Below are 21350 nucleotides of genomic sequence, written 5' to 3' on the forward strand. Positions count from 1 at the left end.
TATGCCATCCGTCCGCCGGCGGAGGACGCCCCTCCCGCGGGCCGTCCTGTTGGGGTACGGTCGCGGCCCTGTGAGAAGCACCACGAGGAGCTGGGTCATTGCGCGAGTTCACCGTCCCACCTTTGGCGACGGCGCCCCGCGTCGGCGGGTTGGCGGACGCTGTATTCGATCATGCCGACTCGGATCCCGGCCGGGTCGCGCTGGCACGCAAGGACGCCGCCGGAGTGTGGCGGGACGTGACCTCGGCGCAGTTCCGCGACGAGGTGCTGGCCCTGGCCAAGGGTCTGCTCGCGCAGGGCGTCCGCTTCGGCGACCGGGTCGGCATCATGTCCCGCACCCGCTACGAGTGGACGCTCTTCGACTTCGCCCTGTGGTCCGTGGGCGCCCAGTCCGTACCGCTGTACCCGACCTCGTCCGCCGAGCAGGTCTACTGGATGCTGCACGACGCGGGGGTCACCGCCTGCATGGTCGAGCACGAGGACCACGCGATGACCGTCGGCTCGGTCATCGACCGGCTGCCGCAGCTGCGCCGGCTGTGGCAGCTGGACGCCGACCCGGTGGCCGAGCTGACGGCGGCGGGCGCGCACCTGGAGGACGACGTGGTGCACCGCCACCGCATGGCCGTCACCCCGGACGCGACCGCCACGGTCATCTACACCTCCGGCACCACCGGCCGTCCCAAGGGCTGTGTGATCAGCCACGCCAACTTCATGGCCGAGGCCGACAACGTCGTCCGGCGCTACGAGACGGTCTTCCACTCCAAGCCCGGTGACGAGGCGTCCACCCTGCTGTTCCTGCCGCTCGCCCACGTCTTCGGTCGGATGGTGCAGGTCGCGGCGGTACGCGGCCGGGTCAAGCTCGGCCACCAGCCCGAGCTGGCCGCCGCCGCCCTGCTCCCCGACCTCCAGTCGTTCCGGCCCAGCTTCATCCTGGCCGTGCCGTACATCTTCGAGAAGGTCTTCGCGGCGGCCCGGCGCCGGGCGGAGGCGGAGGGCCGGCTCGGCCCGTTCGAGAAGGCGGTCGAGGTGGCGGTGCGCTACGCGGAGGCGCTGGAGCACAAGGCGTTCGGCACCGCGTCCGGCCCCGGCGCACCACTGCGCATGCAGCACCAGGTCTTCGACAAGCTGGTCTACAGCAAGGTGCGGGAGGCGATGGGCGGCCGGGTGCGGCACGCCATGTCGGGCGGCTCCGCGATGGAGCGCCGGCTCGGCCTGTTCTTCGCCGGCGCCGGCGTGACGATCTACGAGGGGTACGGCCTGACGGAGTCCACCGCCGCCGCCACCGCCAACCCGCCCGAGCGCACCCGCTTCGGCACGGTCGGCTCCCCCGTCCCCGGAACGACCGTGCACATCGCCGAGGACGGCGAGATCTGGCTGCACGGCGGCCAGATCTTCCAGGGCTACCTGAACAACCCCAGGGCCACCGACGCCGTGCTGCACGACGGCTGGCTGGCCACCGGCGACCTCGGCGCGCTCGACGAGGACGGCTACCTGACGATCACCGGGCGGAAGAAGGAAATCCTCGTCACCTCCGGTGGCAAGACGCTCTCCCCTGTCGTCCTGGAGGAGCGGGTACGGGCCCACCCCCTGGTCGCCCAGTGCATCGTCGTCGGCAACGACCGCCCGTACGTGGCCGCGCTGGTGACGCTGGACCCGGAGGCGGTCGCGCACTGGCTCGCCATGCGCGGCAAGCCGGAGCTGCCGCCGACGGACCTGGTGCACGACCCGGACCTGGAGACCGAGATCCGGCGGGCCGTCGTCGCCGCGAACACGCTGGTCTCGCAGGCCGAGTCGATCCGTACGTTCCGGATACTGGCGCACCAGTTCAGCGAGGAGCACGGCCTGCTGACGCCCTCGCTCAAGCTGAAGCGCAAGGCCATCGAGGCGGCGTACGCGACGGAGGTGGACGCGCTGTACCGGACGTGAGGGGGCGGCCGGTGCGTGCGCGGGCCGGTCCTGCCCGAGCTGGACGAGGCGATCTTCTGAAGAGCGGCCCGTACGCGCACGCGCCGGCCGCTCCCCCGCACGGCGGAGGGGGTTCATCCCCCGGCCGGAGGCGCCGTCCGCGAGCCGCCGGAAGGCTCGTGGTCATGAACACCGACAAGCGCACGGACCGCCAGGTCCTCCTGGGCCGCGTCGCCGTCGCGGCCTGCGCCCCGTACCTCCTCCTCAAGCTGCTGTGGGTGCTGGGCTCCGACATCGGCGTCGTGGACCTGGGGGGAATCGGCCGGGGCACGTGGATCGCGGCCAACGTCGTCACCTTCCTGATGGACGCCATCGCCGCGGCCGTCGCGTACACGCTCACCCGCCCGGCGGGGCTGCGCGCCCCCGCCTGGCTGCTCGCGCTGCCGCTGTGGATGGCGTCCGGGCTGCTCGCGCCCCTGATGATCGCCGTACCGGCGGGTTCCGCGGTCGCCGCCGTCACCGGGGCGGCGAACCCGATGACGGCCGGCGACTTCCTCCGGCCGTGGGTCTTCGTCCTCGTCTACGGCGCGTTCATCGTGGAGGGCATCGCCCTGCTGGGCGCCTTCACGGGGTACGCGCACCGGCGGTGGGGCGCGCTGCTGCGCCGGCCGCTGGCGTCCGTCCCCGCGCCCGGCGCCGGGGTGCGCGCGGCGCGGCGGCTGCTGGGCGTGCCCGCGGCGCTGCTCCTCGCCGTCATCGGCACCGTCGACGTGCTGTGGGGACTGGGCATGCCGTCGGGCGCCGGGGCGGCGGGCCTGCCAGCCCGTACCGCCGTCACGGCCACCTCCGACGTCGTGCAGGGCCTGCTGTCGCTCGCCGGCGCGGCCGGGCTGGCCGCCCTCCTCTTCCCCCACCGCGGCCCCTGGTGCCGCCTGCGGACGCGAGTACCGCTCGCCTTGGCCTGGCTGGGTTCGGCGACGGTGTTCGCGTGGGGCGGCACCCTGTGGCTGTCGTGGACCACGGCCGACGCCCTGACCGGCGGGAGCACGGCCCCGGCCCGCGGCGTGCCCGGCCTGGTGGGCGTGCTGGAGCTGGTCGCGGGACTGGTGGTGCTCTGCCTGGGCGTCCTGACCCTGGCGGCGGAAACGTCGTCGGACACGTTGGACACGTCGTCGGACACGTCGCCGGAAATCGCTTCGGGATGCACGGGAATGCTCCGTACCGGATGATCGTTGACGTTGGAGAACATGTACGTCGACCTAAGGATCGAATCCCTCGTGAGCAAGGTCCCCCACATCACCCTCAACAACGGCGTCGCCATGCCGCAGCTCGGGTTCGGCGTCTGGCAGGTGCCGGACGACGAGGCCTTCACGGCCGTCGGCACCGCCCTGGAAGCCGGGTACCGCAGCATCGACACCGCCGCGATCTACGGCAACGAGGAGGGCACGGGGAAGGCGCTCGCCGCCTCCGGCATCGCCCGTGACGAGCTGTTCGTGACGACGAAGCTGTGGAACGACGCGCAGGGGTACGACTCCACCCTGCGCGCCTTCGACGCCTCGCTGGACAAGCTCGGGCTGGAGTACGTCGACCTGTACCTGATCCACTGGCCGCTGCCCGCCAAGGGCACGTTCGTGGACACGTACCGGGCGTTCGAGAAGATCTACGAGGAGGGCCGCGCCAAGGCGATCGGCGTCTCCAACTTCCAGCCCGCCCACCTGGAGCGTCTGCTGGGCGAGACCTCGGTCGTCCCCGCGGTCAACCAGATCGAGCTGCACCCGCAGTTCCAGCAGTCCGAGGCCCGCGCCTTCCACGCGCGGCACGGCATCGCGACCGAGGCCTGGTCGCCGCTGGGCCAGGGCAAGGACCTCCTGAAGGACGCGACCGTCACGGCCCTCGCCGAGAAGTACGGCCGTACCCCCGCGCAGATCGTGCTCCGCTGGCACCTCCAGCTCGGCAACGTCGTCATCCCGAAGTCCGTGACCCCGTCGCGGATCAAGGAGAACATCGACGTCTTCGGCTTCGAGCTGGACGACGCCGACATGGCGGCGCTCGCGGCCCTCGACTCGGGCACGCGCCTGGGTCCGGACCCGGACACGCTCAACAGCTGAGGTCCCGGGCGTCCGATCTCTGCGGACGCCTCCTCTCCCGCGGCGCCGCCGGCTCTCTTCCCCGGGCCGGCGGCGCCGCCGCGTCTTCTCCCTCCGCTTCGTCCCAGCTGACGGCCGGTTTCCCGGTTTCCCTCCGTGTCCGGGGGTCGGGAAACCCCTTGGCCCCGGCGCTGAACAGGACGAATGTCCTGAGTGCCGGTCCGGGCAGTCGGCCGGGCCGGCACCGGAAAACCCTTAACGGAGGAGAACCGCATGTTCCGCATCCCTCGCGCCGCCGCCGCACTCGCGGCCACCGCGGCCGTGTTCGCACTCGCCGGCAGCACGGTGGCCACCGCCGCCACCGGCTCCGCCCCCGCCCAGCGGACCGCGGCGCCCGCGGCCAAGGCCGTCGTGTGCACGGTCAACGACAACGGCGTCAACTACCGCGGCGGCCCCGGCACCAACTACCCGGTCCTGGGCCAGGTGAACAGGGGCCAGAAGATGAACGCGAGGGGCCGCGAAGGCTCCTGGATCATGGGTGACCTCTGGGGCGGCCGTACCGGCGTGTGGATCCACGTCGCCTACCTGGACTGCTGAGACCCGGCTCGCCGGCCCGGTCCACGCCCGCGCTCCGGGCCGGCGAGCTGATCACACGGCGGGGTGGTGGAAGGGTTTCCCGGCCCGGGAGGGCCACCACCCCGCCCGGCACCGGCCGACCGCCGCACGGCCACGACCGCACACGCACGCGAGCACACAACGGGGGCGTGCGACGACAGCGGCCGTGGCCGCCGGGGGGCGGCGACCGGCCGGCACCGGCATCGGACCCGCCACCTCCCAGGGCGGGCCGGGCACTCAGCGCAGGGCGTACCCCCCGTCCGGGTAGAGGGTCGAGCCGGTCATGTACCCGTTGGTGAAGAGGAAGAGCACGGCTTCGGCGACCTCCCCCTCCGTACCGAGACGACCGAGCAGGGCATCACCGCGGTACTGCGCGGCGGCCGGTTCCCGGACGTCGGCGGGGCGAGCGGCCCAGAGACTGCCGTCGATCATGCCGGGCGCCACGACGTTGACCCGCACGGGAGCAAGCTCAACGGCCAGCCCGCGCCCGAGGCCCTCGATCGCGGCGTTGCACGCGACGTAGGCGGGCGCGACACCGGCCGGGCGCACGCTCGCGGCACCGGACATCAGAACGACGGAGCCGTCCGCGGACAGCCGGGGCGCGGCGTGCCGGACCGCGTGGTACTGCCCCCAGAACTTGGACGTGAACGGGCTCTCCGCGTCCTCGTCGGACAGCTCGCGCATCGGGCCGGTCCGATAGGAGGCGGCGGGGGTGAAGAGGTGGTCGATGCGGTCGATGTCCGTGAAGAAGGCGGCGATGGACTGTTTGTCGGTGTTGTCGACGGTGCGCCACCGGGCCGCCGGGCCCAGTTCCCGGGCGGCCTCGGCGAGCCGCTCCTCGTTGCGGCCGCCGAGGACGACGGAGGCTCCGGCGGCGACGGAACGGCGGGCCACTTCCAGGCCGATGCCGGAGGAGCCGCCGATGACGACCACGGTGCGGTCGGCGAGCCGGTCGTACGGGGGCGGGGTGGCGCTCATGCGGTGCGGATCCCTTCGGCGGGGAGATCGTCTCGGCTGAGAGATCATCCGGTCGTGGTGGTATGAACACCAACCGGAGGCAGGCACCGGTCATTCCGCGGGAGTTGTGCCCGCCCCGTGCGCTCCCGGCCTACGCCGCCCGTGCCGTGTGGAAGGTCTGGGCGGAGAGCCAGAAGAGGTCCGGGCGGTGGGTGATGCCTGATGGGTCGGCGGGGTCGAGGAGGCGGGTGAGGGTGGCGCGGTCCTCCGCGTCGAGGGCGTCGCCGAAGCCCTCGGCGTAGCGGGTCAGTTGTGTGGTGACGTACTCGCGCTGGGCGGTGTCCAGCGGAGCGGGCAGGTCCAGCAGGAAGCTGCGGCTGCGCGGGGATTCCAGGCCCGCGGCGGTCAGCATGCCGGGCCAGTCCTCGACGGCCTCCCGGGCGCCGGGCAGGGCCGCGCGCATCTGGACGAACCAGTCCTCGTGCACCGCGTTGAGACGGGCCTGGAAGCCGGGGCGGCCGATGCCGAAGTCGCGGGGCAGCATCCGGGCCGGGAGGCCGCCCTCGGACACGGCGAGCAGACCGCGCGGGCGCAGCCGGCCGGCCAGGGCGGTCACCGCCGCCGCCTGGTCGCCGACGTGGTGCAGGGCCTTGCTGGACCAGATGAGGTCCGCGTCGCCGATGCCGTCGATGCCGTCCGGCAGCTCGGCGACGCGGGTGTCGAACCGGTCGCCGAGGCCGAGGCGGGCGGCGCGGTTCCGGGCGCGTTCCAGGAGCGCCTCGGTCGGGTCCACCGCCACGACCTCGGCCTGCGGGAAGGCCAGGGCGAGCAGGCAGCTGGTGACGCCGGGGCCGCTGCCGACGTCGAGCACCCGGCGTACCGCGTCGGGGCCGGGGCCGGACGGCTCCGCCAGCAGGTCCCGCAGCCAGGCGATGGCCTGTTCGAGCAGCGGCGTCTGGAACTCCGCCTCGCCTTCGAGGTGGGCGGCGAGCGCGTCCCAGTCCATGACCGCGCTGTCGTGGTGGTGATGGTGGTGGCCCTGGCCGGCCTGCGCACCGTGCTGGTGATCGTGGGCGGCGGCCGGGGCGGTGGCGCCGTGGTGGTGGTCCGTCATAGGGCCGAGGGTGCGACAGGGCGCGCCGGAGCGCAAGCTTTGTTGCCGGTCCGGCAAGGCCCCCCGCGTCCCGGCCGGTGGGCGGCCCACCGTAAGGTCTGGTCCGTGGGAACTCCAGGATGGATGCCGCCGACCGAGACGGAACGGCGGCTGTGTGAGGCCGGCGCACGGGGCGACTGGGAAGGCCAGGTCGCGGCAGTGGCCGGCGAGGACCTGTATCTGGTGGTGCCCCAGCAGGGCCAGGACCCGCTGCCGGTCTACGAGGACCCGGCCGTGGGCGGCACGTGCATCCCGGTGACCACCCGCGGCATGCTGCCGCCCTGGCACCCCCAGCAGCTCTTCGACCGGGTCTCGGTCGAGGAACTGGCGCAGGACTGGCCGAACGACAAGTGGCTGCTGGCGGTCAACCCGGGGACGCCGTGTGCCGCGTACCTGCCGGCCACCGCCGCGCACCGCGCCACCTGGGCACGGGTCCGCGCCCAGTACGGCGTCCGGCCCGGCGGGCTGCTCAGCACCCACTTCGGCGGGCCGCTGCACGGTCCGCTCGCCCAGGGCCTCGCCTGCGGCGCACCGGTCGCGGTGCACCACAGCGTGCCGTGGAACGAGCTGGGCACCGCCTTCCTCGACTACGCAACCGACGCCCAACTGCTGCGCGAGCAGTGGTCGGTGGTCGATCCGCCGTCCTGGCAGCAGCGCCTCGACCAGCTGCTCGGCGCGCAGTTCGTGCCCGCCGAGACGGAGGCCGCGCTGCGCGCCCGGGACGGTGGCACGGAAGGCGGAACCGAGGCCGTGCCCGCGGCGGAAGCCGGTGCCGAGGGTGGGAAGAAAGCGGCCGAGGCGGGTTCCGGGCAGGTGCCGGAGCTGGTGACGAAGTACGAGGAGCGGTTCCGCGCGGACGGGCTGCTGCCCGCCGACGGGCAGGTGAAGTCGCTCGTCGCCCTGGATTACGCGCACGCCGTCGCCCTCGTCCGCTGGGGCCTGGGCGCCCGCTTCTGCACGCCGCCGCAGGCCGAGCAGGCCGTACTGCGCGCCGGGGAGCTGGCGCGGGCCGCGTACGGCTCGTGGCAGGAGTTCTCGGCCGGATACGCGCTGGGCCGGGCGCTGGCCTTCGACAACGGCTGGTTCGGTACGGCGTACCAGGAGGCCGTGCACATCCACCGTGTCCTCACCCAGGACCCGGCCTCTCCGTGGGTGGGCCTGCCGTTCTCCTGACGGCGTACGGCAGCGGGTCCATGCCGCTGCCGTACGGGGTCGCCCGTCGCCGCGTCAGGTGATGTCCGTGACCGTCACCGTCACGGTGACCGTCGGCGCGGCTTCGCCCGCCTCCCGCAGCGCCTCCCGTACCACCGCCGTGACGCGTGGCCGGACCGCGCGGGTCACGTCCAGGGCCCGGTGGCCGCGCCGCACCGCCAGATGGACGCGGATCCGCCACTGGCCGGGTCCGGGCCCGCGCTCGGCGCGCACCCCGGCGACGCGGCTGTTCCGCAGCGCGGGGGCGGCCGGTGTGGCGGGGGCGGCCGGAGCGGCGGATCCGGCGGTGCCGGTGCGCGGCGGCCGTTTGGTCACCGTTCCGCGCAGGAGTTCGCCCCAGCCGGGCCGGAGGAAGGCGACGCCGGGCGTGTCCTTGGCGGCTCCGGCCGCGGCCCGCAGGACCGCCCCGTGCAGCTCGGCTTCGCCGTTCACGACGTGCTCCTCTCCCCGGTGCCCCCGGTGCCCCCGGCGCCCCCGGCCTCCCCGGCGCTCCCAGCTTCCGGATCGCCGCCGGTGTCGCTCTCGACGAGGTCGAGGACGGTGACGTCGACCTCCTCGACGGTCAGGCCGACGCCGTCCCGCGCCGCCGCGCGGACCCGTTCACGCACCCGGTCGGCCAGGTCGGGCAGCGGCCACTCGTACCCGGCGACCAGTTCCAGCGCCACCTTCATCGGCCCTTCCGGCGCGAGCAGCGTGACGCGGCAGCTGCCCGCCTGGACGCCCGGCAGCGTCTCGGCCGCGGCGCGGAAGGTCTTGGCCGCCGCCGCTTCGGTGATCCACGCGTCGTCCTCCGGCTCGCCCAGCGGCAGCGTCCGCCCCGGCCGGAGTTCGGTTCTGACCAGATCCATCACCCGGGCGGTGAAGCGTTCGGCGTCCCGGTCGTCCGCGTCCCGTTCGGCGGCCCTGGCGGCCTGCCGGGCCTCGCGTACGTAACTGTCCAGCACGCCGAGACCGGCCAGCGCCTCCTGGCAGTACGGGCACTGGGCGGTGTGCGGATCGGGGGCGGTGCGCGGATCGGGGCCGGGACCGGTGCGCGGACCGGTCCCAGGGCCGGTGCGCGGTGCCGCGCCCTCGCCCCCGGCGGCGGACTCGTTCTCCTCCCACACGGACGACAGCGTGCGGCCGCACGGCAGGGTCGGGTCGTCGTGGTCACCTAGCGCCATGCGCCCATCGCCTCCGTCAGATAGCGGCGTGCTCGGAAGACCCTGCCACGGACCGCCTGGAGGCTGATGCCCACCACGTCGGCGATGTCCTCGTACGGCAGGCCGTGCAGTTCGCGCAGCACCCAGCAGGCGCGCTGCTCCGGGGTGAGTCCGTCCATCGCCCGCATCAGCGCCTCGACGGCGGCGGTCGACTCGGCCGCCCGTACCGGTGAGGACGCGTGCTCGGGCGCGGTCGGCTCCGGCACCGAGCCGAGGTCCTGGGTCGGTCTGCGGGCCCGCAGCAGGTTCAGACAGCGATTGGTGACGATGCGGTACATCCACGTCGCGAACGCGGCGTCACCGCGGAATTCCGGGATCCGGCGCCAGGCGCTCACGAAGGCGTCCTGTACGGCGTCCTCCGCGTCGGCGCGGCTGCCGAGCAGCCGGGTCGCGAGGCGCAGCAGCTGGGCACTGTGCCGGCGTACGAGCACCTCGAAAGCCCCCTCGTCCCCCTCCCCGGCACGCACGGCCAGCAGGGCGTCACTGGGTTCGGGCACTCACCGGCTCCTTCCTCGCCTGTTCCTCCGGCCACGGGGCCCGCTCTCCTCCCTCCGGTCCCGGCCGCGTGTTCCCGCTCCTGGTCATAGCCCCGTACACCCCGTCGGACACCTGCCGGCGCGAAACGTCACGCGGACACCGGACCCGGCCGGCGGACGGGGCGCTGCCGCACCGTGCCGCCCACCGCGCGACGGAGCGCCTCCCACACGCTTGTACGCTGCGGAAACGGGCAGACGGAACGGGCCGGGCGCGTCGCCCGGCCCGGCAGCGGGGAGAGGACGGACACACGATGAGCGGGAGCGGTACCGACCGCCGGCCACTGCGGGCGCTGCTCACCACCGGAGCCGGCCGGCCGCGCGAACGGAGCGCGGCGGCGCTGCCGAGCTGGTCCCGGATGCGGACCGCGGCCCGCCGTACCCCGGTCTCGATCTGGAACGACGACGTGTCGGACTGGGCGGCCAGCCTGACGTACTACTCGGTGCTGGCCCTGCTGCCGTCCGTGATCGTCACCATCTCGCTCGTCGGCCTGGCCAACCCCGCGTCCACCGAGGAGCTGATCAACCACATCAGCTCGATCGCCCCGGCCGGGTCGGGCCCGACCGTCCGCCGGGCGCTGGTGGCCATGGCCCACCAGCGGACCGCCGCATGGCTGCTCGTGGGCGGCGCGACGGTCAGCGCCCTGTGGTCCTCGTGCAGCTATCTGGCGGTGTTCCGGCGGGCCCTGCACGCCATGTACCGGGTGCAGGACGACCGGCCGCCGTGGCGCAAGGCGCCGCGCATCCTGGCGACGGCGCTGCTGCTGATGGCGCTGCTGATCAGCAGCGCGGTGGCCCTGCTGGTCAGCGGGCCGATAGCGCGCGCCGCCGCACGGTGGCTCGGGCTGGGCGAAGCGAACGGGGCGATGTGGGACCTGTTGCAGTGGCCGCTGCTGTTGCTGGTGGCGGTCGTACTGGTCATGGTGCTCTTCCGTACGGGGCCCTCCCGCGCACGCGGGCGGCGGGCGGTGCCCGGCGGAGTGGTGGCGGTGCTGCTGTGGCTGGTCGCCTCGGCGGGCTTCACGTTCTACGCGTCCTACGTCGGCACGTTCAACCGGCTCTACGGGGCGCTCGCCGGACCCGTGGTCTTCCTGATATGGCTGTGGTTCTCGCATCTGTCCCTGCTGAGCGGCGCCCAGTTCAACGCCGAGCTGGCCCGTATGGAGAACGCGGAGCGGGGCGCGAGCGGCGGTACGGACAGCGGCGCGGGCGGCCGTACGGACAGCGGCACGGGGAGCGACACCACTGCGGACGCGGGCCAGGACGGCAGCACCGCCACGGGTCCGGGCCAGGACACTGCCACGGGCGCGGGCCCGGACGCCGCCGCGCGCAAGAACGCCTGAACCTGTCCGCTCAGCGTGCCCCGTGGCCGGTGGCGATCTCCTCGATCCGGTGCGCCAGGGTGAAGTCGAGTGCCGTGACCGCGTTGCCGGCGCTGTGGGTGTTCACGGCGACGGTGAGCGTGTTGTAGCCGAGGGTCAGTTCGGAGTGGTGGTTCAGCTCCTCCTGGAGCTGGGCCACGTGCACCACCATCGCGGCGGCCGGCAGGTGCCGGTCGAAGCTGTACGTACGGGTCAGCCGGCCGTCCGCCACCGACCAGCCGGGCAACTCCGCGAGACGGTCCTCGATCTCCTTGTCCGTCAGCGGGTCCACCTGGGCATCCATCTCGCTCCGCCTCTCCGTTGCCGCGCATGGTCTGACACACCGCCCGCACCACCGGGCCGCCCGTGTCCTGTCGATTGCCGCGCTACCGGTCGATACCAACAGTTGCCGTCGATTCCAGCAGTCGCAGTCGATTCCAGCAGTCGCAGTCGATTCCAGCAGTCGCAGTCGATTCCAGCAGTCGCAGTCGATTCCAGCAGTTGCCGTCGATTCCAGCAGTCGCAGTCGATTCCAGCAGTTGCCGTCGATTCCAGCAGCTCCAGCGTGGCACGCCGAGGACGCTTTCGCGCCAATGTACGGACGGCCACGCCACGGACTTCCGGGGTACGCGGGCCGCTCCTATGCTCCTGCGCCTGACGAGGCGGCCGTTACCTGGCGTAGTGGGGAGCAACCGTGGGCAACCTGATCCGTATGGACCACGAGGGCACGGACGGTGGCGGAAGCCCGCGGCGGGCGTTCCTGGGGCGGGCCGCGGCGGTGGGCGGCGCGCTCGCCCTCGGGACGGGTGGTGCGGCCGTCGCCGCGCCCGCGCCGGGCGGCGGCCGACGCCGCGCCGCGGGCCGGACCGTGGCCGTCCTGGGCGGCGGCGTGGCCGGTCTGACCGCCGCTCACGAACTGGCCGAACGCGGCTTCCAAGTCACCGTCTACGAGCGCAAACCGGGCGGGCTGGGCGGCAAGGCCCGCAGCATGGACGTATCGGGCAGCGCGCGCGGCGGGCGCAAGCCGCTGCCCGGCGAGCACGGCTTCCGCTTCATCCCCGGCATCTACCACAACCTGCCGGACACCCTGCGCCGCATCCCGTTCCCCGGCAACGCCAACGGCTGCCACGACAACCTCGTCGCCTCCACCGAGGTGCTGTTCGCGCGCACCGGCGGCCGGGAGGACATCCGCATCCCGTTCTCCGTCGTCGGCACTCCCCCGCCCGTGCTGACCCCCGACGCGTTCCTGCGCATGCTGACCGGGCTGCTGGAGACCGCCACCAGCCTGCCGGTCCACGAGATCGCGTACTTCGCCAACCGGCTGCTGGTCTTCCTGACCAGCTGCGACCGGCGCCGGCTGGACGTCTGGGAGCACACGCCGTGGTGGCGGTTCGTCCGGGCCGCGTCGATGTCCGCCGACTACCAGCGGCTGCTGGCCGTCGGCCTGACCCGCAACATCGTCGCGACCAAGGCCGAGATCGCCTCCACCCGGACCGTCGCGACCTGCGCCGAGGCGTTCGTCTTCAACCTGCTGGGCCGGGGCGCGGACGGGCAGCCCGACCGGGTGCTGAACCTGCCCACCAACGAGGCGTGGATCGATCCGTGGGTGCGGCATCTGCGGTCGTTGGGCGTGACGTTCCGCGTCGGCTGGTCCGTACGGGACCTGCGGCTCGCGGGCGGCCGGATCGCGGAGGCGGTCGTCACCGACCCGCAGGGCGCGCGGCAGTCGGTCGTCGCCGACCACTTCGTCCAGGCGATGCCGGTCGAGCACGCCCGGACGACCTGGAACACCGCCGTCCGGGCCGCCGACCCCCAACTGGCGCGCTGCGACAAGCTGGCGACGGACTGGATGACCGGCATCCAGTTCTACCTGACCGAGCCGACGCCCATCATCCACGGGCACATCAACCACATCGACTCACCGTGGTCGCTGACCGCCGTCGGTCAAGCGCAGTACTGGAAAAACCGCGACTTCCCGGCCGACTACGGGGACGGGTCGGCCGCCGACTGCCTGTCCGTGGACATCTCGGAGTGGGACCAGCCGGGCATCCTGTACGGGAAGACGGCCAAGCAGTGCACCCGCGAGGAGGTCGCGCGGGAGGTGTGGGCGCAGATGAAGGCCGGCCTCAACGACACCGGCAAGACCGTGCTGCGCGACGCGACGCTGCACTCCTGGTTCCTGGACCCGGCCGTCGACGGGCTCGGCACGCCGCATCCCACCAACGACGAGCAGTTGCTCATCCACCCGACCGGTTCCTGGTTCCACCGGCCCACGTCCCGTACGGCGATCCCCAATCTCTTCCTCGCCGGTGACTACGTGGCCGTGGACATCGACCTGGCCACGATGGAGGGCGCCAACGCGTCCGCGCGGCAGGCCGTGAACGCGCTGCTGGACGCGGCCGGTTCCGGTGCCGAGCGGTGCCGGGTCACCCCTCTGTACCGCGCCCCGGAGTTCGCGGCACTGAAGCGACACGACGAGACGCGCCACCGGCTGGGCCTGCGCAACGCCTTCGACTTGGGGTGAGACACCGCCGAGGACACCGACCGCACCCTGACCCCCTGCCGGCCCGGCTCACCGCAGACAGCGCCGCCGCCGACCGCCGCGCCACGGCCCCGGCCCTGCCCGCCCGCATCCCTCTGCTGCGGGTGCGATGCACTGGACACGGCAGAAACGATGGGCCCGGGCATATCGGCTAAAGCACAGACAGAAAGTCCGATCCGGCAGGGTCTTGTTCGCCGGTACAGAGGTTGACTGGGCTCAGCCCCTGGAGGAGGCGTCTTTGACTGGTGTCCTCACGCACTGCCTGCTCTCGGCCCTGCCGGATTCCGGCGACGGGTGAGGAGGAACGCCACCCCGAGGCGATGTGGCACCTGCCGTGACAGGCAGCGGGTGGAGCCGACCGTGTCTCGATCGGGCGTCTGTCCGTCTGCGGTGAAGGGTGGGTATGGACACGCCCCTCGTACTCGCCGCCCACGCGCCCGTCCTGACCATCGACACCACTACCAGATCCCGCCCGGCCGGATGACAGGTGCCCGATTTCCCGCGCCCGCACCGAGGCCATCGCCAAGCTCCGGCGGCACCAGCACCCCACCGTGCCCCGGAGGAATCGTGGACATCCGATCCGCGCAGAAACACACCTGGGAAACAAGATCGAGAAGGGGTTCAATACCACCGACGTGCCATTGGAGGTGGCCCTGCTCGTCAGCGAAGTCGGCGAAGCCTTCACCGCCTGACGCAAGAACCGAGCCGCCCTCGGCGGGGAACTGGCCGACATCGCCCTCCACACCTCGGCCCTCGCCCAGATGAACGGCCGTGACCTGCACGCCGAACTCCAGCACAAGGTCACCAAGAACCGCGGGCGTGTCTACACCCGAAACGAACACGGGGTCCCCATCCGAGTCCGCGAACACACACCGCCGGCTCAAGGCGCTGACGGGTAACGGCCTCACCACCGTCTAACCCAGTTCATTGGGATGGCGAGTCAGTCCTTGGTTCCGCGGCGGCAACAATCGCTCAGATGAGCCTTCTAGCAGGGCGAAGCACTCACTGAAATTCGGTAAGGACGGCCTTGACCGCCCTCTTCCGCAGTGTGGCTTCGGCGGCTGCTTCGATGTCGGTGAAGCGGAATTCGGTGATGAGTTTCTCCAGCGGGAGCCGGCCCTTCCGATAGAGGTCGATCAGTTGCGGAATGGTGCGGGCCGGTACGGCGTCGCCTTCGGTCACGCCCCGGATCGTGATGCCCTTCGTCATGACCGGCATGGTGTCGAACTCGGCTTTCCCGATTCCGACCAGGGCGAGCGTGCCACGCTTGCGCAGGGCTGTGATGGCCTGGGACACCACCGTCGACTTGCCAGTCGTGTCCATGGCGCAGTGCGGCCCTCCGCCAGTGAGATCGCGGAGGGCCGACGCCACATCGTCTCCGGTGGTGGGGTCGATTGCCGCCGCGGCGCCGAGTTCCTGGGCAAGCGCGCGGCGCGAGGCGACGGGGTCGATGGCGATGACGGTGCAGTCCTCGGCGGCTGCTGCCATGACGGCGCTGAGCCCGACGCTGCCGGCACCGAAGACAGCCAGAGTGGTGCCCGCTGCCGGACGCAGAACAGTACGTACCGTCCCCACGCCGGTCTGGACGCTGCAACCCAGGGGAGCAGCCACGGCCGCGGGTATGTCCGCAGGGATTTTGACGGTGTTGCTCTCTGTGGTGAGGCAGTGAGAGGCGAAGGCGGACTGGCCGAAGAAGGCGCTGTAGACCGGGCTGCCGTCCGTGTACGAGACGGGGGAGCTGCCGTCCGGGCGGGATCCGCCGGCGTTCAGGGGAGCCGAATGCTCGCAGTAGGCAGGCTCTCCTGTCGCACACTGTTCGCAGACGCTGCAGCTTCGGTAAGTGAGGCACACGGTGTCACCGGGGGCGACGGTGGTCACGGCATGTCCCACTGCCTCGACGACACCGGTGCCCTCGTGGCCGAAGACCATGGGCAGACGCCCCGTCGGCCAGACCTGCCGCATGCTGAGGTCGGTGTGGCAGATGCCTGAGGCGGTGATCCGCACCAGGATCTCGTCCGGCTTCGGCTCCTCAAGGTCGACCTCGTGGACGGCGAAGGGGCCGCCGGGGGTCTCCACCAGTGCTGCCTGTATACGCATGCGTCTTCCTAGTGTGTTGTCCGCCGGGCGGTGTTGCCGTCCCGGCGGCTGGGCGGGTGTCTGTCCTGGAGTGTGGTGTCCGTGGGGTGAGGCTGGGCGTTTCAGGGACGTTCGAGGATGGAGGAGAAGTGGTGGCCGTTGTCCAGGGGGTTCTTGACGTTCATGCACGCCGGGAACCTTGCCCGAGACGTCGAGGCCAGCCATGCCGACGACTACGACGCGGCCGACCGCATCCGGTCCTGGCGCGTCGGGCCACCGGCCCGTAGCCGCAACCGGCCTTGTCGAACGTGCGGCCTGGAGTGGCTCCCCAGCCCCGCCCGCGGCCTCGCGCACGAGGCTTTGCCGTGTCCGGACGGGTGACGCCCCGTTGAAAGCCGGGACCGCGCTGACGGCGGAGAACGCCAGGCCGGAATGAGACTGGCAGGGCCGTCGGTGGTCTCGCATCCTGGGCCCCACCCACACTCCTTCGGAAGAGGGCCCTCATGAGAAAAGCAACCACACGCCGAAGAGCGGCCGCAACTGTCGTAGCAGTTGGGCTGTCCGTCATACCTTTCACGGCTCCGGCACAAGCCGCCGATGCGGACCGTGCAGAGCACTGCGTCATCGTCATCGACAAACTCCGGCCGGGGCAGAGCGCATCGCGGGTGCTCTCCCGCACCTGCACCACCGGCACCGCACCGGTCCTGACGAAATCCGCCGCGCGCAGCACGCTGCTGATGACGTGGTACGCGGACATCAACTACGGCGGCGCCAGCACCCAGATCCGGGGCAACGCCGGCCCCTGTGACAGCCAAGGCTACGGGTTCGCCTATGTCGGCGACGCCTGGAACGACCGCATCAGCTCGTTCCGTACCTTCAACGGCTGCAACACACAGGAGGGCTACGACCACCGGAATTATGGGGACACGATCTACTACTGCGGCAAGTGCGGCGACGACGGCTCCTTCGAGCCCTGGGTCGGCGCCCAGGCCAACGACCGCATCAGCTCCTGGTGGATCCGCCGAATGTAGGTGTCTGCGGTAGAGCCGTAGGTCCTTGCCCGCGATGGGCACCACGACATGCGGGGCCGTGCCCCTGTCGGCTACCCGACGGGTCCTGTCGGGTAGCCGGATGACCTTGTCGGAGACGTCCGGTCATGCCCTCCCCGGCCGAGATCGCCGCCCGCATCTGGGATGCGGAGCACGGGCCGGCCAAGGCCGAGAAGGCCGTCTCCCACGCCAATGTGCCGGCCACCGCCGCGGCCGCCGTGCCCTGCCCGCACTCCGCCCAGCAGCTGATTCGAACTGACCGACGCCGTGCTCACCACCGCCAAGGACACCACCGGACGGGCGGCCTGGCGCACCGACGCGAAACCTGACGCCGAGGAGGTCGGTGAGGATCTCACCGGTCCGCCCCGGCTCCCCGACGGATGGAGGCTTACGCGGTCAGCCGCTCACGTGGGCGGTGATCAGCGTTCGCCGGTCCCACGCCACTGCCGGACCGGCTGATCTCGGCCCACACCTCGTCGAGGGAGAGGCCGAGGACGTCGGTGATCGCGGCGATGGTCGGGAAGGCGGGGGTGGCCACCCGGCCCGACTCGATCTTCCGAAGCGTCTCCGGCGAGACGCCCGCGTCGAGCGCGACATCGAGCATCGAGCGCTCTCCCCTGGCCAGACGCAGGAGGACACCGAGGCGCTGTCCACGTTCGATCTCTTCGGGGGTGAGCGGCAACCTGACCATGACCCCGATTCTAGTACCGGTATAGTCATCCCGGTATAGTTATTGGAGCGCGAGAAGGACACCGCATGATCGAGATCCTGAACCCCACCCTGCTGGCCCGGGCGAAAGACTCCGGCGCCCTGGTTGCCGACATCCTGCAGACGCTGAAGAGCCGCAGCACGATCGGCACGAACCTGCTGGAGATCGACCGGTGGGCCGAGAAGATGATCGTTGAGGCGGGAGCGCAGTCCTGCTACGTCGACTACGCGCCGTCCTTCGGACGCGGCCCGTTCGGCCACTACATCTGCACGGCCGTAAACGACGCCGTACTCCACGGGCGGCCGTACGACTACACACTGGCCGACGGCGACCTGCTGACGCTCGACCTCGCCGTTTCCCAAGCCGGAGTCGCCGCGGACGCCGCCATCAGCTTCATCGTGGGCGACGCGCGGCCCCCGGAGAGCGTCGCGATGATCGCCGCGACCGAACGCGCGCTGGCCGCGGGGATCGCCGCCGCCAAGCCCGGGGCACGCATCGGCGACATCTCCCATGCCATCGGCACGGTCCTCAGCGAGGCCGGGTACCCGATCAACACCGAGTTCGGAGGCCATGGCATCGGATCGACGATGCACCAGGACCCGCACGTTGCGAACACCGGGCGACCCGGCCGCGGATACAAACTGCGCCCCGGACTGCTGCTGGCACTGGAGCCGTGGGTCATGGCGGACACCGCCGAACTTGTCACCGATGCCGACGGGTGGACGCTCCGGAGCGCGACGGGCTGCCGGACGGCACACAGCGAGCACACGATCGCCATCACCGAGGACGGAGCCGAAATCCTCACGCTGCCGAAGCCGTCACAGCCGTAAGGCGAAACTCTCGCGCCCCTCTTCGCCTTCCGATGAGGCGTATCACGTTACTCGCAGCGCCTTCCGGAGCACGTGACATGCCCGTCGTTGCGTTCATCGCGAGAGTCTCCTTGATGCACAGGTCGATCTTGTCGATGGCTGTCGAGCCGTGGTCCTCCATGGCCTCATCAGCAGGACGTAAGGGCAGCTCCGGGCGGCACCGGTCTTCCGCGGCAGTACGGCTAGAAGGCAGCGTTGGTGGGCCGGGGCGGCCAGGTTCCTTCGGCGGGCTGCTGGAGGCGGGGGAGCAGGAGGTGGCATGGGCGACGGCTTGGTGGAGGTATCCGAGTCGGGGGAGGTGGTGGGCGTGGTGGCGTGCGGGCCGCAGGCCCGTGGTGGTGGCCAGGGGAAGGTGAGGTCGGACAGCAGGTTGCTGAATGTGGCGGACTGCGAGAGGTCAGCGCGGTCGGGAGGCGGAGCGGGACGCCTTTGTCAGGAGTAGTTCGCGTTCGCGTGCGTTGTGGGTCAAGGTCGCCGCCCGCTCGAATTCCTCGCGTGCTTCGGTGGTCCGGCCCAGGCGCTCCAGTAGGTCGCCGCGGACGCTCGGCAGTAAGTGGTAGCTCTTCAGGGCGGGTTCGGCGGTCAGGGCGTCCACCAGTTTCAGGGCGGCGGCGGGGCCTTCGGACATCGAGACGGCGACCGCCCGGTTCAGCTCCACCACCGGGGACGGGGACAGCGCCAGCAGCCGGTCGTAGAGGGTCGCGATGGCGGCCCAGTCGGTGTCCTCGTAGCGCGGCGCCACGGCGTGGCAGGCGGCTATCGCGGCCTGGAGCGAGTACGGGCCGCGGCCCGCGCGGTGCAGGGCTTCCACGCCCCGGCGGACGAGCATGCGGTTCCACCGGGCGCGGTTCTGGTCGGCGAGCAGGACCGGCTCGCCGTCCGGCCCCGTACGGGCGGGGATGCGCGACGCCTGGAACTCCAGCAGCGCGGCCAGGCCGTGCACTTCGGGCTCGTCGGGCATCAGGTTCGCCAGGACGCGGGCCAGGCGCAGCGCGTCCTCGCACAGGGCCGGGCGCACCAGGTCGTCACCGGCGGTCGCGGCGTACCCTTCATTGAAGATCAGGTAGATGACTTCGAGGACGGAGGAGAGGCGGGCCGACCGGTCGGTGCCGTACGGGACCTCGAAAGGGACCCGGGCCCTGGCGAGCGTCCGCTTGGCGCGGACAATCCGCTGCGCCACGGTCGCCTCCGGCACCAGGAAGGCCCGGGCGATCTCCGACGTCGTCAGCCCGCCCAGCAGCCGCAGGGTGAGCGCGATGCGGGCCGGGGCCGCCAGCACGGGATGGCAGGCGGTGAAGATCAGCCGGAGCAGGTCGTCGTCGATGTCCTCGGCGTCCGCCGGCTCGGGCGGCGGCACGTCCTCCAGCGCCCGTCCGACCTCGGCCAGCTTGCGTGCGTACGTCTCCTTGCGGCGTACCAGGTCGATCGCGCGGTGTTTGGCGGTGGCCGTGAGCCAGGCGCCCGGCTTGTCCGGCACGCCCGACTCCGGCCACTGCTCCAACGCGGCGACCAGCGCGTCCTGCGCGATCTCCTCGGCGATGCCCACGTCCCGCACGATGCGGGTGACACCGGCGATGATCCGCGCGGACTCGATCCTGAACACCGTCTCGACCGCGTCGGTCGTGCTTGCCGCCGTATGTGCTGCCGTCACGGCCACCCATCAGAACAGCCGGACGCGGGAGCGGCAAGCACGGCCGGGTCAGCAGTTTTCGTTGATCTCGCGAACCTCGGTGGTGACGGTCCAGTGCTCCTCGTGGGCACGCAGGAAACGGCCGGCCCACTCCAGCGCCTCGGCCTTGTCCTTGGCCTGGAGGAGCAGGTAGCCGCCGACGACCTCCTTGGTCTCGGTGAAGGGGCCGTCGGTCGACGTGACCTTGCCGCCCGACCAGGTGAGCCGGGTGCCCCGGGAGGTCGGGGTCAGCCCGGCGTTGTCCAGCATGACCCCGGCCTTGGTCATCTCCTCCAGCAGCGCGCCCACGCGCTTCTGGAGTTCGGGGCTGGGACCCCCCTCAGGGACGTTCTGCTCGTCGATGCGGATCAGCGTCAGGAAGCGCGGCATGGTGACTCCTCGGTCGTACGGCGGGTACTTTCCCCGCCTCTCACCCCTGCGTCGAACGGGAGACCGCCGGATCGACAGCCCCGCCGGATTTTTTCCGGGAATTCTTTCCGGCGGTGTCGCGCCGTGGCCCGCGGACACCGCACCCTATCCGTATCCGTGCAGGCGTACGGGCGTACGGCATCGGCTACGGTTCCGCCCATGACGACTGCTGCGGTCCCCCCGAAGACGGCGTCCGGAACGGCGGGCGTGGGCGCGCTGTTGCGCGAGTGGCGGCTGCGGCGCCGCGTCAGCCAGCTCGACCTGGCCCTGCGTGCCGACTCCTCCGCCCGGCACATCAGCTTCATCGAGACCGGCCGGGCCCGGCCCAGCCAGGAGATGGTGCTGCGGCTGGCCGAGCACCTCGACGTACCCGTACGGGAGCGCAACGCACTGCTGATCGCGGCCGGTTACGCGCCCGGCTTCCCGGAGACACCGCTGGACGATCCCGCGATGGACGCGCTGCGCACCGGTATGGAGCGGCTGCTGACCGGCTACGAGCCGTTCCCGGCGCTGGTCGTCGACGGTACGTACCACGTCGTCGCCGCGAACCGCGGCATCCGGGCGCTGCTCGCGGGCGTCGGCGGTGAGCTGCTGGAACCGCCGCTGAACGCCATGCGCATCACTTTGCACCCGGCGGGCCTCGCGCCCCGTATCCGGAACTTCCTGGAGTGGCGGGAGCACCTGTTCGCGCAGATGCAGCGGCAGTTGGCGGTGCTGCGCTCCGCGCCGCTGCGAGCGCTGTTCGAGGAGGTGAGCGGCTACCCGCTGCCCGAGGGCGGGCGGGCGACGGCCGGGGACGGCGGCCACGCGCCGTACGCGCTGCCGATGGTGATCGAACACGACGGCCGGGTGCTGTCGTTCATCTCCACGATCGCCACCTTTAACACCCCGATGGACGTGACCGTCTCCGAACTCGCCCTGGAGACCTTCCTCCCGGCGGACCGGGAGACGGCCGACCACCTGCGGACCTGGCTGCCGTAGGC

General features: G+C 71.8%; 22 protein-coding genes. 11 read left to right on the plus strand and 11 right to left on the minus strand.

Annotated elements, in window-relative coordinates:
• Positions 1–98 precede the first annotated feature (98 nt).
• The 4 genes from ACH4FX_RS21990 to ACH4FX_RS22005 all read left to right on the plus strand — a co-directional run bounded on the left by ACH4FX_RS21990 (position 99) and on the right by ACH4FX_RS22005 (position 4588).
• Complete coding sequence (locus tag ACH4FX_RS21990; protein ID WP_398481376.1) at positions 99–1925, plus strand: AMP-dependent synthetase/ligase; 1827 nt, start codon at positions 99–101, stop codon at positions 1923–1925.
• 164 nt (positions 1926–2089) lie between these two features.
• The gene (locus tag ACH4FX_RS21995; protein WP_398481378.1) at positions 2090–3133 is read left to right on the plus strand and encodes a hypothetical protein; all 1044 of its coding nucleotides are present in this window, start codon (positions 2090–2092) and stop codon (positions 3131–3133) included.
• 48 nt (positions 3134–3181) lie between these two features.
• Entirely contained in the window at positions 3182–4012 is an 831-nt protein-coding gene (locus ACH4FX_RS22000; RefSeq protein WP_398481380.1) for an aldo/keto reductase, read from the plus strand.
• Between the two features lie 252 nt (positions 4013–4264).
• On the plus strand, positions 4265–4588 hold the full coding sequence (locus ACH4FX_RS22005; RefSeq protein ID WP_398481382.1) for an SH3 domain-containing protein: 324 nt from the start codon (positions 4265–4267) through the stop codon (positions 4586–4588).
• 255 nt (positions 4589–4843) lie between these two features.
• Here ACH4FX_RS22005 and ACH4FX_RS22010 read toward each other — a convergent pair whose 3' ends face one another.
• Positions 4844–5584, minus strand: coding sequence for an SDR family oxidoreductase (locus ACH4FX_RS22010; protein WP_398481384.1), 741 nt, complete (start codon positions 5582–5584; stop codon positions 4844–4846).
• A gap of 130 nt (positions 5585–5714) precedes the next feature.
• Positions 5715–6677, minus strand: a complete 963-nt coding sequence (locus tag ACH4FX_RS22015) for a class I SAM-dependent methyltransferase (protein ID WP_398481386.1) — start codon at positions 6675–6677, stop codon at positions 5715–5717.
• Between the two features lie 105 nt (positions 6678–6782).
• On the opposite strand from ACH4FX_RS22015, the gene ACH4FX_RS22020 reads away from it, so the two are divergent.
• Entirely contained in the window at positions 6783–7889 is a 1107-nt protein-coding gene (locus ACH4FX_RS22020) for a DUF1266 domain-containing protein (protein WP_398481388.1), read from the plus strand.
• Positions 7890–7943: 54 nt separating this feature from the next.
• Here ACH4FX_RS22020 and ACH4FX_RS22025 read toward each other — a convergent pair whose 3' ends face one another.
• The 3 genes from ACH4FX_RS22025 to ACH4FX_RS22035 are packed head-to-tail and all read right to left on the minus strand — an operon-like array spanning position 7944 to position 9627.
• Entirely contained in the window at positions 7944–8360 is a 417-nt protein-coding gene (locus ACH4FX_RS22025; RefSeq protein WP_398481390.1) for an Asp23/Gls24 family envelope stress response protein, read from the minus strand.
• Complete coding sequence (locus tag ACH4FX_RS22030; RefSeq protein WP_398481391.1) at positions 8357–9091, minus strand: hypothetical protein; 735 nt, start codon at positions 9089–9091, stop codon at positions 8357–8359. The genes ACH4FX_RS22025 and ACH4FX_RS22030 overlap by 4 nt, the downstream gene beginning before the upstream one ends.
• Positions 9082–9627: an RNA polymerase sigma factor gene (locus ACH4FX_RS22035; protein ID WP_398481393.1), complete on the minus strand. Its 546-nt coding sequence runs from the start codon at positions 9625–9627 to the stop codon at positions 9082–9084. Before ACH4FX_RS22035 ends, ACH4FX_RS22030 begins: the two co-directional genes overlap by 10 nt.
• Before the next feature lie 290 nt (positions 9628–9917).
• Here ACH4FX_RS22035 and ACH4FX_RS22040 point away from each other — a divergent pair, with 290 nt between their 5' ends.
• Complete coding sequence (locus ACH4FX_RS22040; protein WP_398481395.1) at positions 9918–11006, plus strand: YihY/virulence factor BrkB family protein; 1089 nt, start codon at positions 9918–9920, stop codon at positions 11004–11006.
• Positions 11007–11016: 10 nt separating this feature from the next.
• On the opposite strand, the gene ACH4FX_RS22045 is transcribed toward ACH4FX_RS22040, so the two are convergent.
• The gene (locus ACH4FX_RS22045; protein ID WP_398481397.1) at positions 11017–11328 is read right to left on the minus strand and encodes a 4a-hydroxytetrahydrobiopterin dehydratase; all 312 of its coding nucleotides are present in this window, start codon (positions 11326–11328) and stop codon (positions 11017–11019) included.
• Positions 11329–11736: 408 nt separating this feature from the next.
• Between ACH4FX_RS22045 and ACH4FX_RS22050 the strand changes: the two genes are divergently transcribed.
• Positions 11737–13548 (plus strand): FAD-dependent oxidoreductase, encoded by a 1812-nt coding sequence (locus ACH4FX_RS22050; protein WP_398481644.1) that lies wholly within the window; start codon positions 11737–11739, stop codon positions 13546–13548.
• 476 nt (positions 13549–14024) lie between these two features.
• On the opposite strand, the gene ACH4FX_RS22055 is transcribed toward ACH4FX_RS22050, so the two are convergent.
• Positions 14025–14408: a hypothetical protein gene (locus tag ACH4FX_RS22055; RefSeq protein ID WP_398481399.1), complete on the minus strand. Its 384-nt coding sequence runs from the start codon at positions 14406–14408 to the stop codon at positions 14025–14027.
• A 160-nt stretch (positions 14409–14568) separates the two neighbouring features.
• A complete protein-coding gene (locus tag ACH4FX_RS22060; RefSeq protein ID WP_398481401.1) occupies positions 14569–15663 on the minus strand; it encodes an NAD(P)-dependent alcohol dehydrogenase in 1095 nt (364 codons plus the stop codon).
• Between the two features lie 644 nt (positions 15664–16307).
• On the opposite strand from ACH4FX_RS22060, the gene ACH4FX_RS22065 reads away from it, so the two are divergent.
• Positions 16308–16673, plus strand: coding sequence for a hypothetical protein (locus ACH4FX_RS22065; RefSeq protein WP_398481403.1), 366 nt, complete (start codon positions 16308–16310; stop codon positions 16671–16673).
• A gap of 125 nt (positions 16674–16798) precedes the next feature.
• Positions 16799–17020, plus strand: a complete 222-nt coding sequence (locus ACH4FX_RS22070) for a hypothetical protein (protein WP_398481405.1) — start codon at positions 16799–16801, stop codon at positions 17018–17020.
• A 59-nt stretch (positions 17021–17079) separates the two neighbouring features.
• Here the strand turns inward: ACH4FX_RS22070 and ACH4FX_RS22075 are convergent, their stop codons facing one another.
• A complete protein-coding gene (locus ACH4FX_RS22075; protein WP_398481407.1) occupies positions 17080–17382 on the minus strand; it encodes a helix-turn-helix transcriptional regulator in 303 nt (100 codons plus the stop codon).
• 65 nt (positions 17383–17447) lie between these two features.
• On the opposite strand from ACH4FX_RS22075, the gene map reads away from it, so the two are divergent.
• The gene (gene map / locus ACH4FX_RS22080; RefSeq protein ID WP_398481409.1) at positions 17448–18230 is read left to right on the plus strand and encodes a type I methionyl aminopeptidase; all 783 of its coding nucleotides are present in this window, start codon (positions 17448–17450) and stop codon (positions 18228–18230) included.
• Between the two features lie 436 nt (positions 18231–18666).
• On the opposite strand, the gene ACH4FX_RS22085 is transcribed toward map, so the two are convergent.
• Both ACH4FX_RS22085 and ACH4FX_RS22090 read right to left on the minus strand, forming a co-directional pair.
• Positions 18667–19920 carry an RNA polymerase sigma factor gene (locus tag ACH4FX_RS22085; protein ID WP_398481411.1) on the minus strand — a complete coding sequence of 418 codons (1254 nt, stop codon included), beginning with the start codon at positions 19918–19920 and terminating at the stop codon, positions 18667–18669.
• A gap of 48 nt (positions 19921–19968) precedes the next feature.
• Positions 19969–20328 carry a YciI family protein gene (locus ACH4FX_RS22090; RefSeq protein WP_398481413.1) on the minus strand — a complete coding sequence of 120 codons (360 nt, stop codon included), beginning with the start codon at positions 20326–20328 and terminating at the stop codon, positions 19969–19971.
• A gap of 198 nt (positions 20329–20526) precedes the next feature.
• Here ACH4FX_RS22090 and ACH4FX_RS22095 point away from each other — a divergent pair, with 198 nt between their 5' ends.
• Complete coding sequence (locus ACH4FX_RS22095) at positions 20527–21348, plus strand: helix-turn-helix domain-containing protein (RefSeq protein WP_398481414.1); 822 nt, start codon at positions 20527–20529, stop codon at positions 21346–21348.
• Positions 21349–21350 lie beyond the last annotated feature (2 nt).

Origin of the sequence: Streptomyces sp. NPDC018019, from assembly GCF_044327805.1 — a bacterium.
Taxonomy (GTDB): Bacteria; Actinomycetota; Actinomycetes; order Streptomycetales; family Streptomycetaceae; genus Streptomyces.

Bases quoted from the DNA above. Each gene is read 5' to 3' on its own strand.
- ACH4FX_RS21995 (WP_398481378.1), top strand. From the start codon at position 2,090: ATGAACACCGACAAGCGCACGGACCGCCAGGTCCTCCTGGGCCGCGTC.
- ACH4FX_RS22095 (WP_398481414.1), top strand. From the start codon at position 20,527: ATGACGACTGCTGCGGTCCCCCCGAAGACGGCGTCCGGAACGGCGGGC.
- ACH4FX_RS22050 (WP_398481644.1), top strand. From the start codon at position 11,737: ATGGACCACGAGGGCACGGACGGTGGCGGAAGCCCGCGGCGGGCGTTC.
- ACH4FX_RS22075 (WP_398481407.1), bottom strand. From the start codon at position 17,382: ATGGTCAGGTTGCCGCTCACCCCCGAAGAGATCGAACGTGGACAGCGC.
- map (WP_398481409.1), top strand. From the start codon at position 17,448: ATGATCGAGATCCTGAACCCCACCCTGCTGGCCCGGGCGAAAGACTCC.
- ACH4FX_RS22090 (WP_398481413.1), bottom strand. From the start codon at position 20,328: ATGCCGCGCTTCCTGACGCTGATCCGCATCGACGAGCAGAACGTCCCT.
- ACH4FX_RS22045 (WP_398481397.1), bottom strand. From the start codon at position 11,328: ATGGATGCCCAGGTGGACCCGCTGACGGACAAGGAGATCGAGGACCGT.
- ACH4FX_RS22015 (WP_398481386.1), bottom strand. From the start codon at position 6,677: ATGACGGACCACCACCACGGCGCCACCGCCCCGGCCGCCGCCCACGAT.
- ACH4FX_RS22040 (WP_398481395.1), top strand. From the start codon at position 9,918: ATGAGCGGGAGCGGTACCGACCGCCGGCCACTGCGGGCGCTGCTCACC.
- ACH4FX_RS22070 (WP_398481405.1), top strand. From the start codon at position 16,799: ATGCCCTCCCCGGCCGAGATCGCCGCCCGCATCTGGGATGCGGAGCAC.
- ACH4FX_RS22005 (WP_398481382.1), top strand. From the start codon at position 4,265: ATGTTCCGCATCCCTCGCGCCGCCGCCGCACTCGCGGCCACCGCGGCC.
- ACH4FX_RS22060 (WP_398481401.1), bottom strand. From the start codon at position 15,663: ATGCGTATACAGGCAGCACTGGTGGAGACCCCCGGCGGCCCCTTCGCC.
- ACH4FX_RS22010 (WP_398481384.1), bottom strand. From the start codon at position 5,584: ATGAGCGCCACCCCGCCCCCGTACGACCGGCTCGCCGACCGCACCGTG.
- ACH4FX_RS22030 (WP_398481391.1), bottom strand. From the start codon at position 9,091: ATGGCGCTAGGTGACCACGACGACCCGACCCTGCCGTGCGGCCGCACG.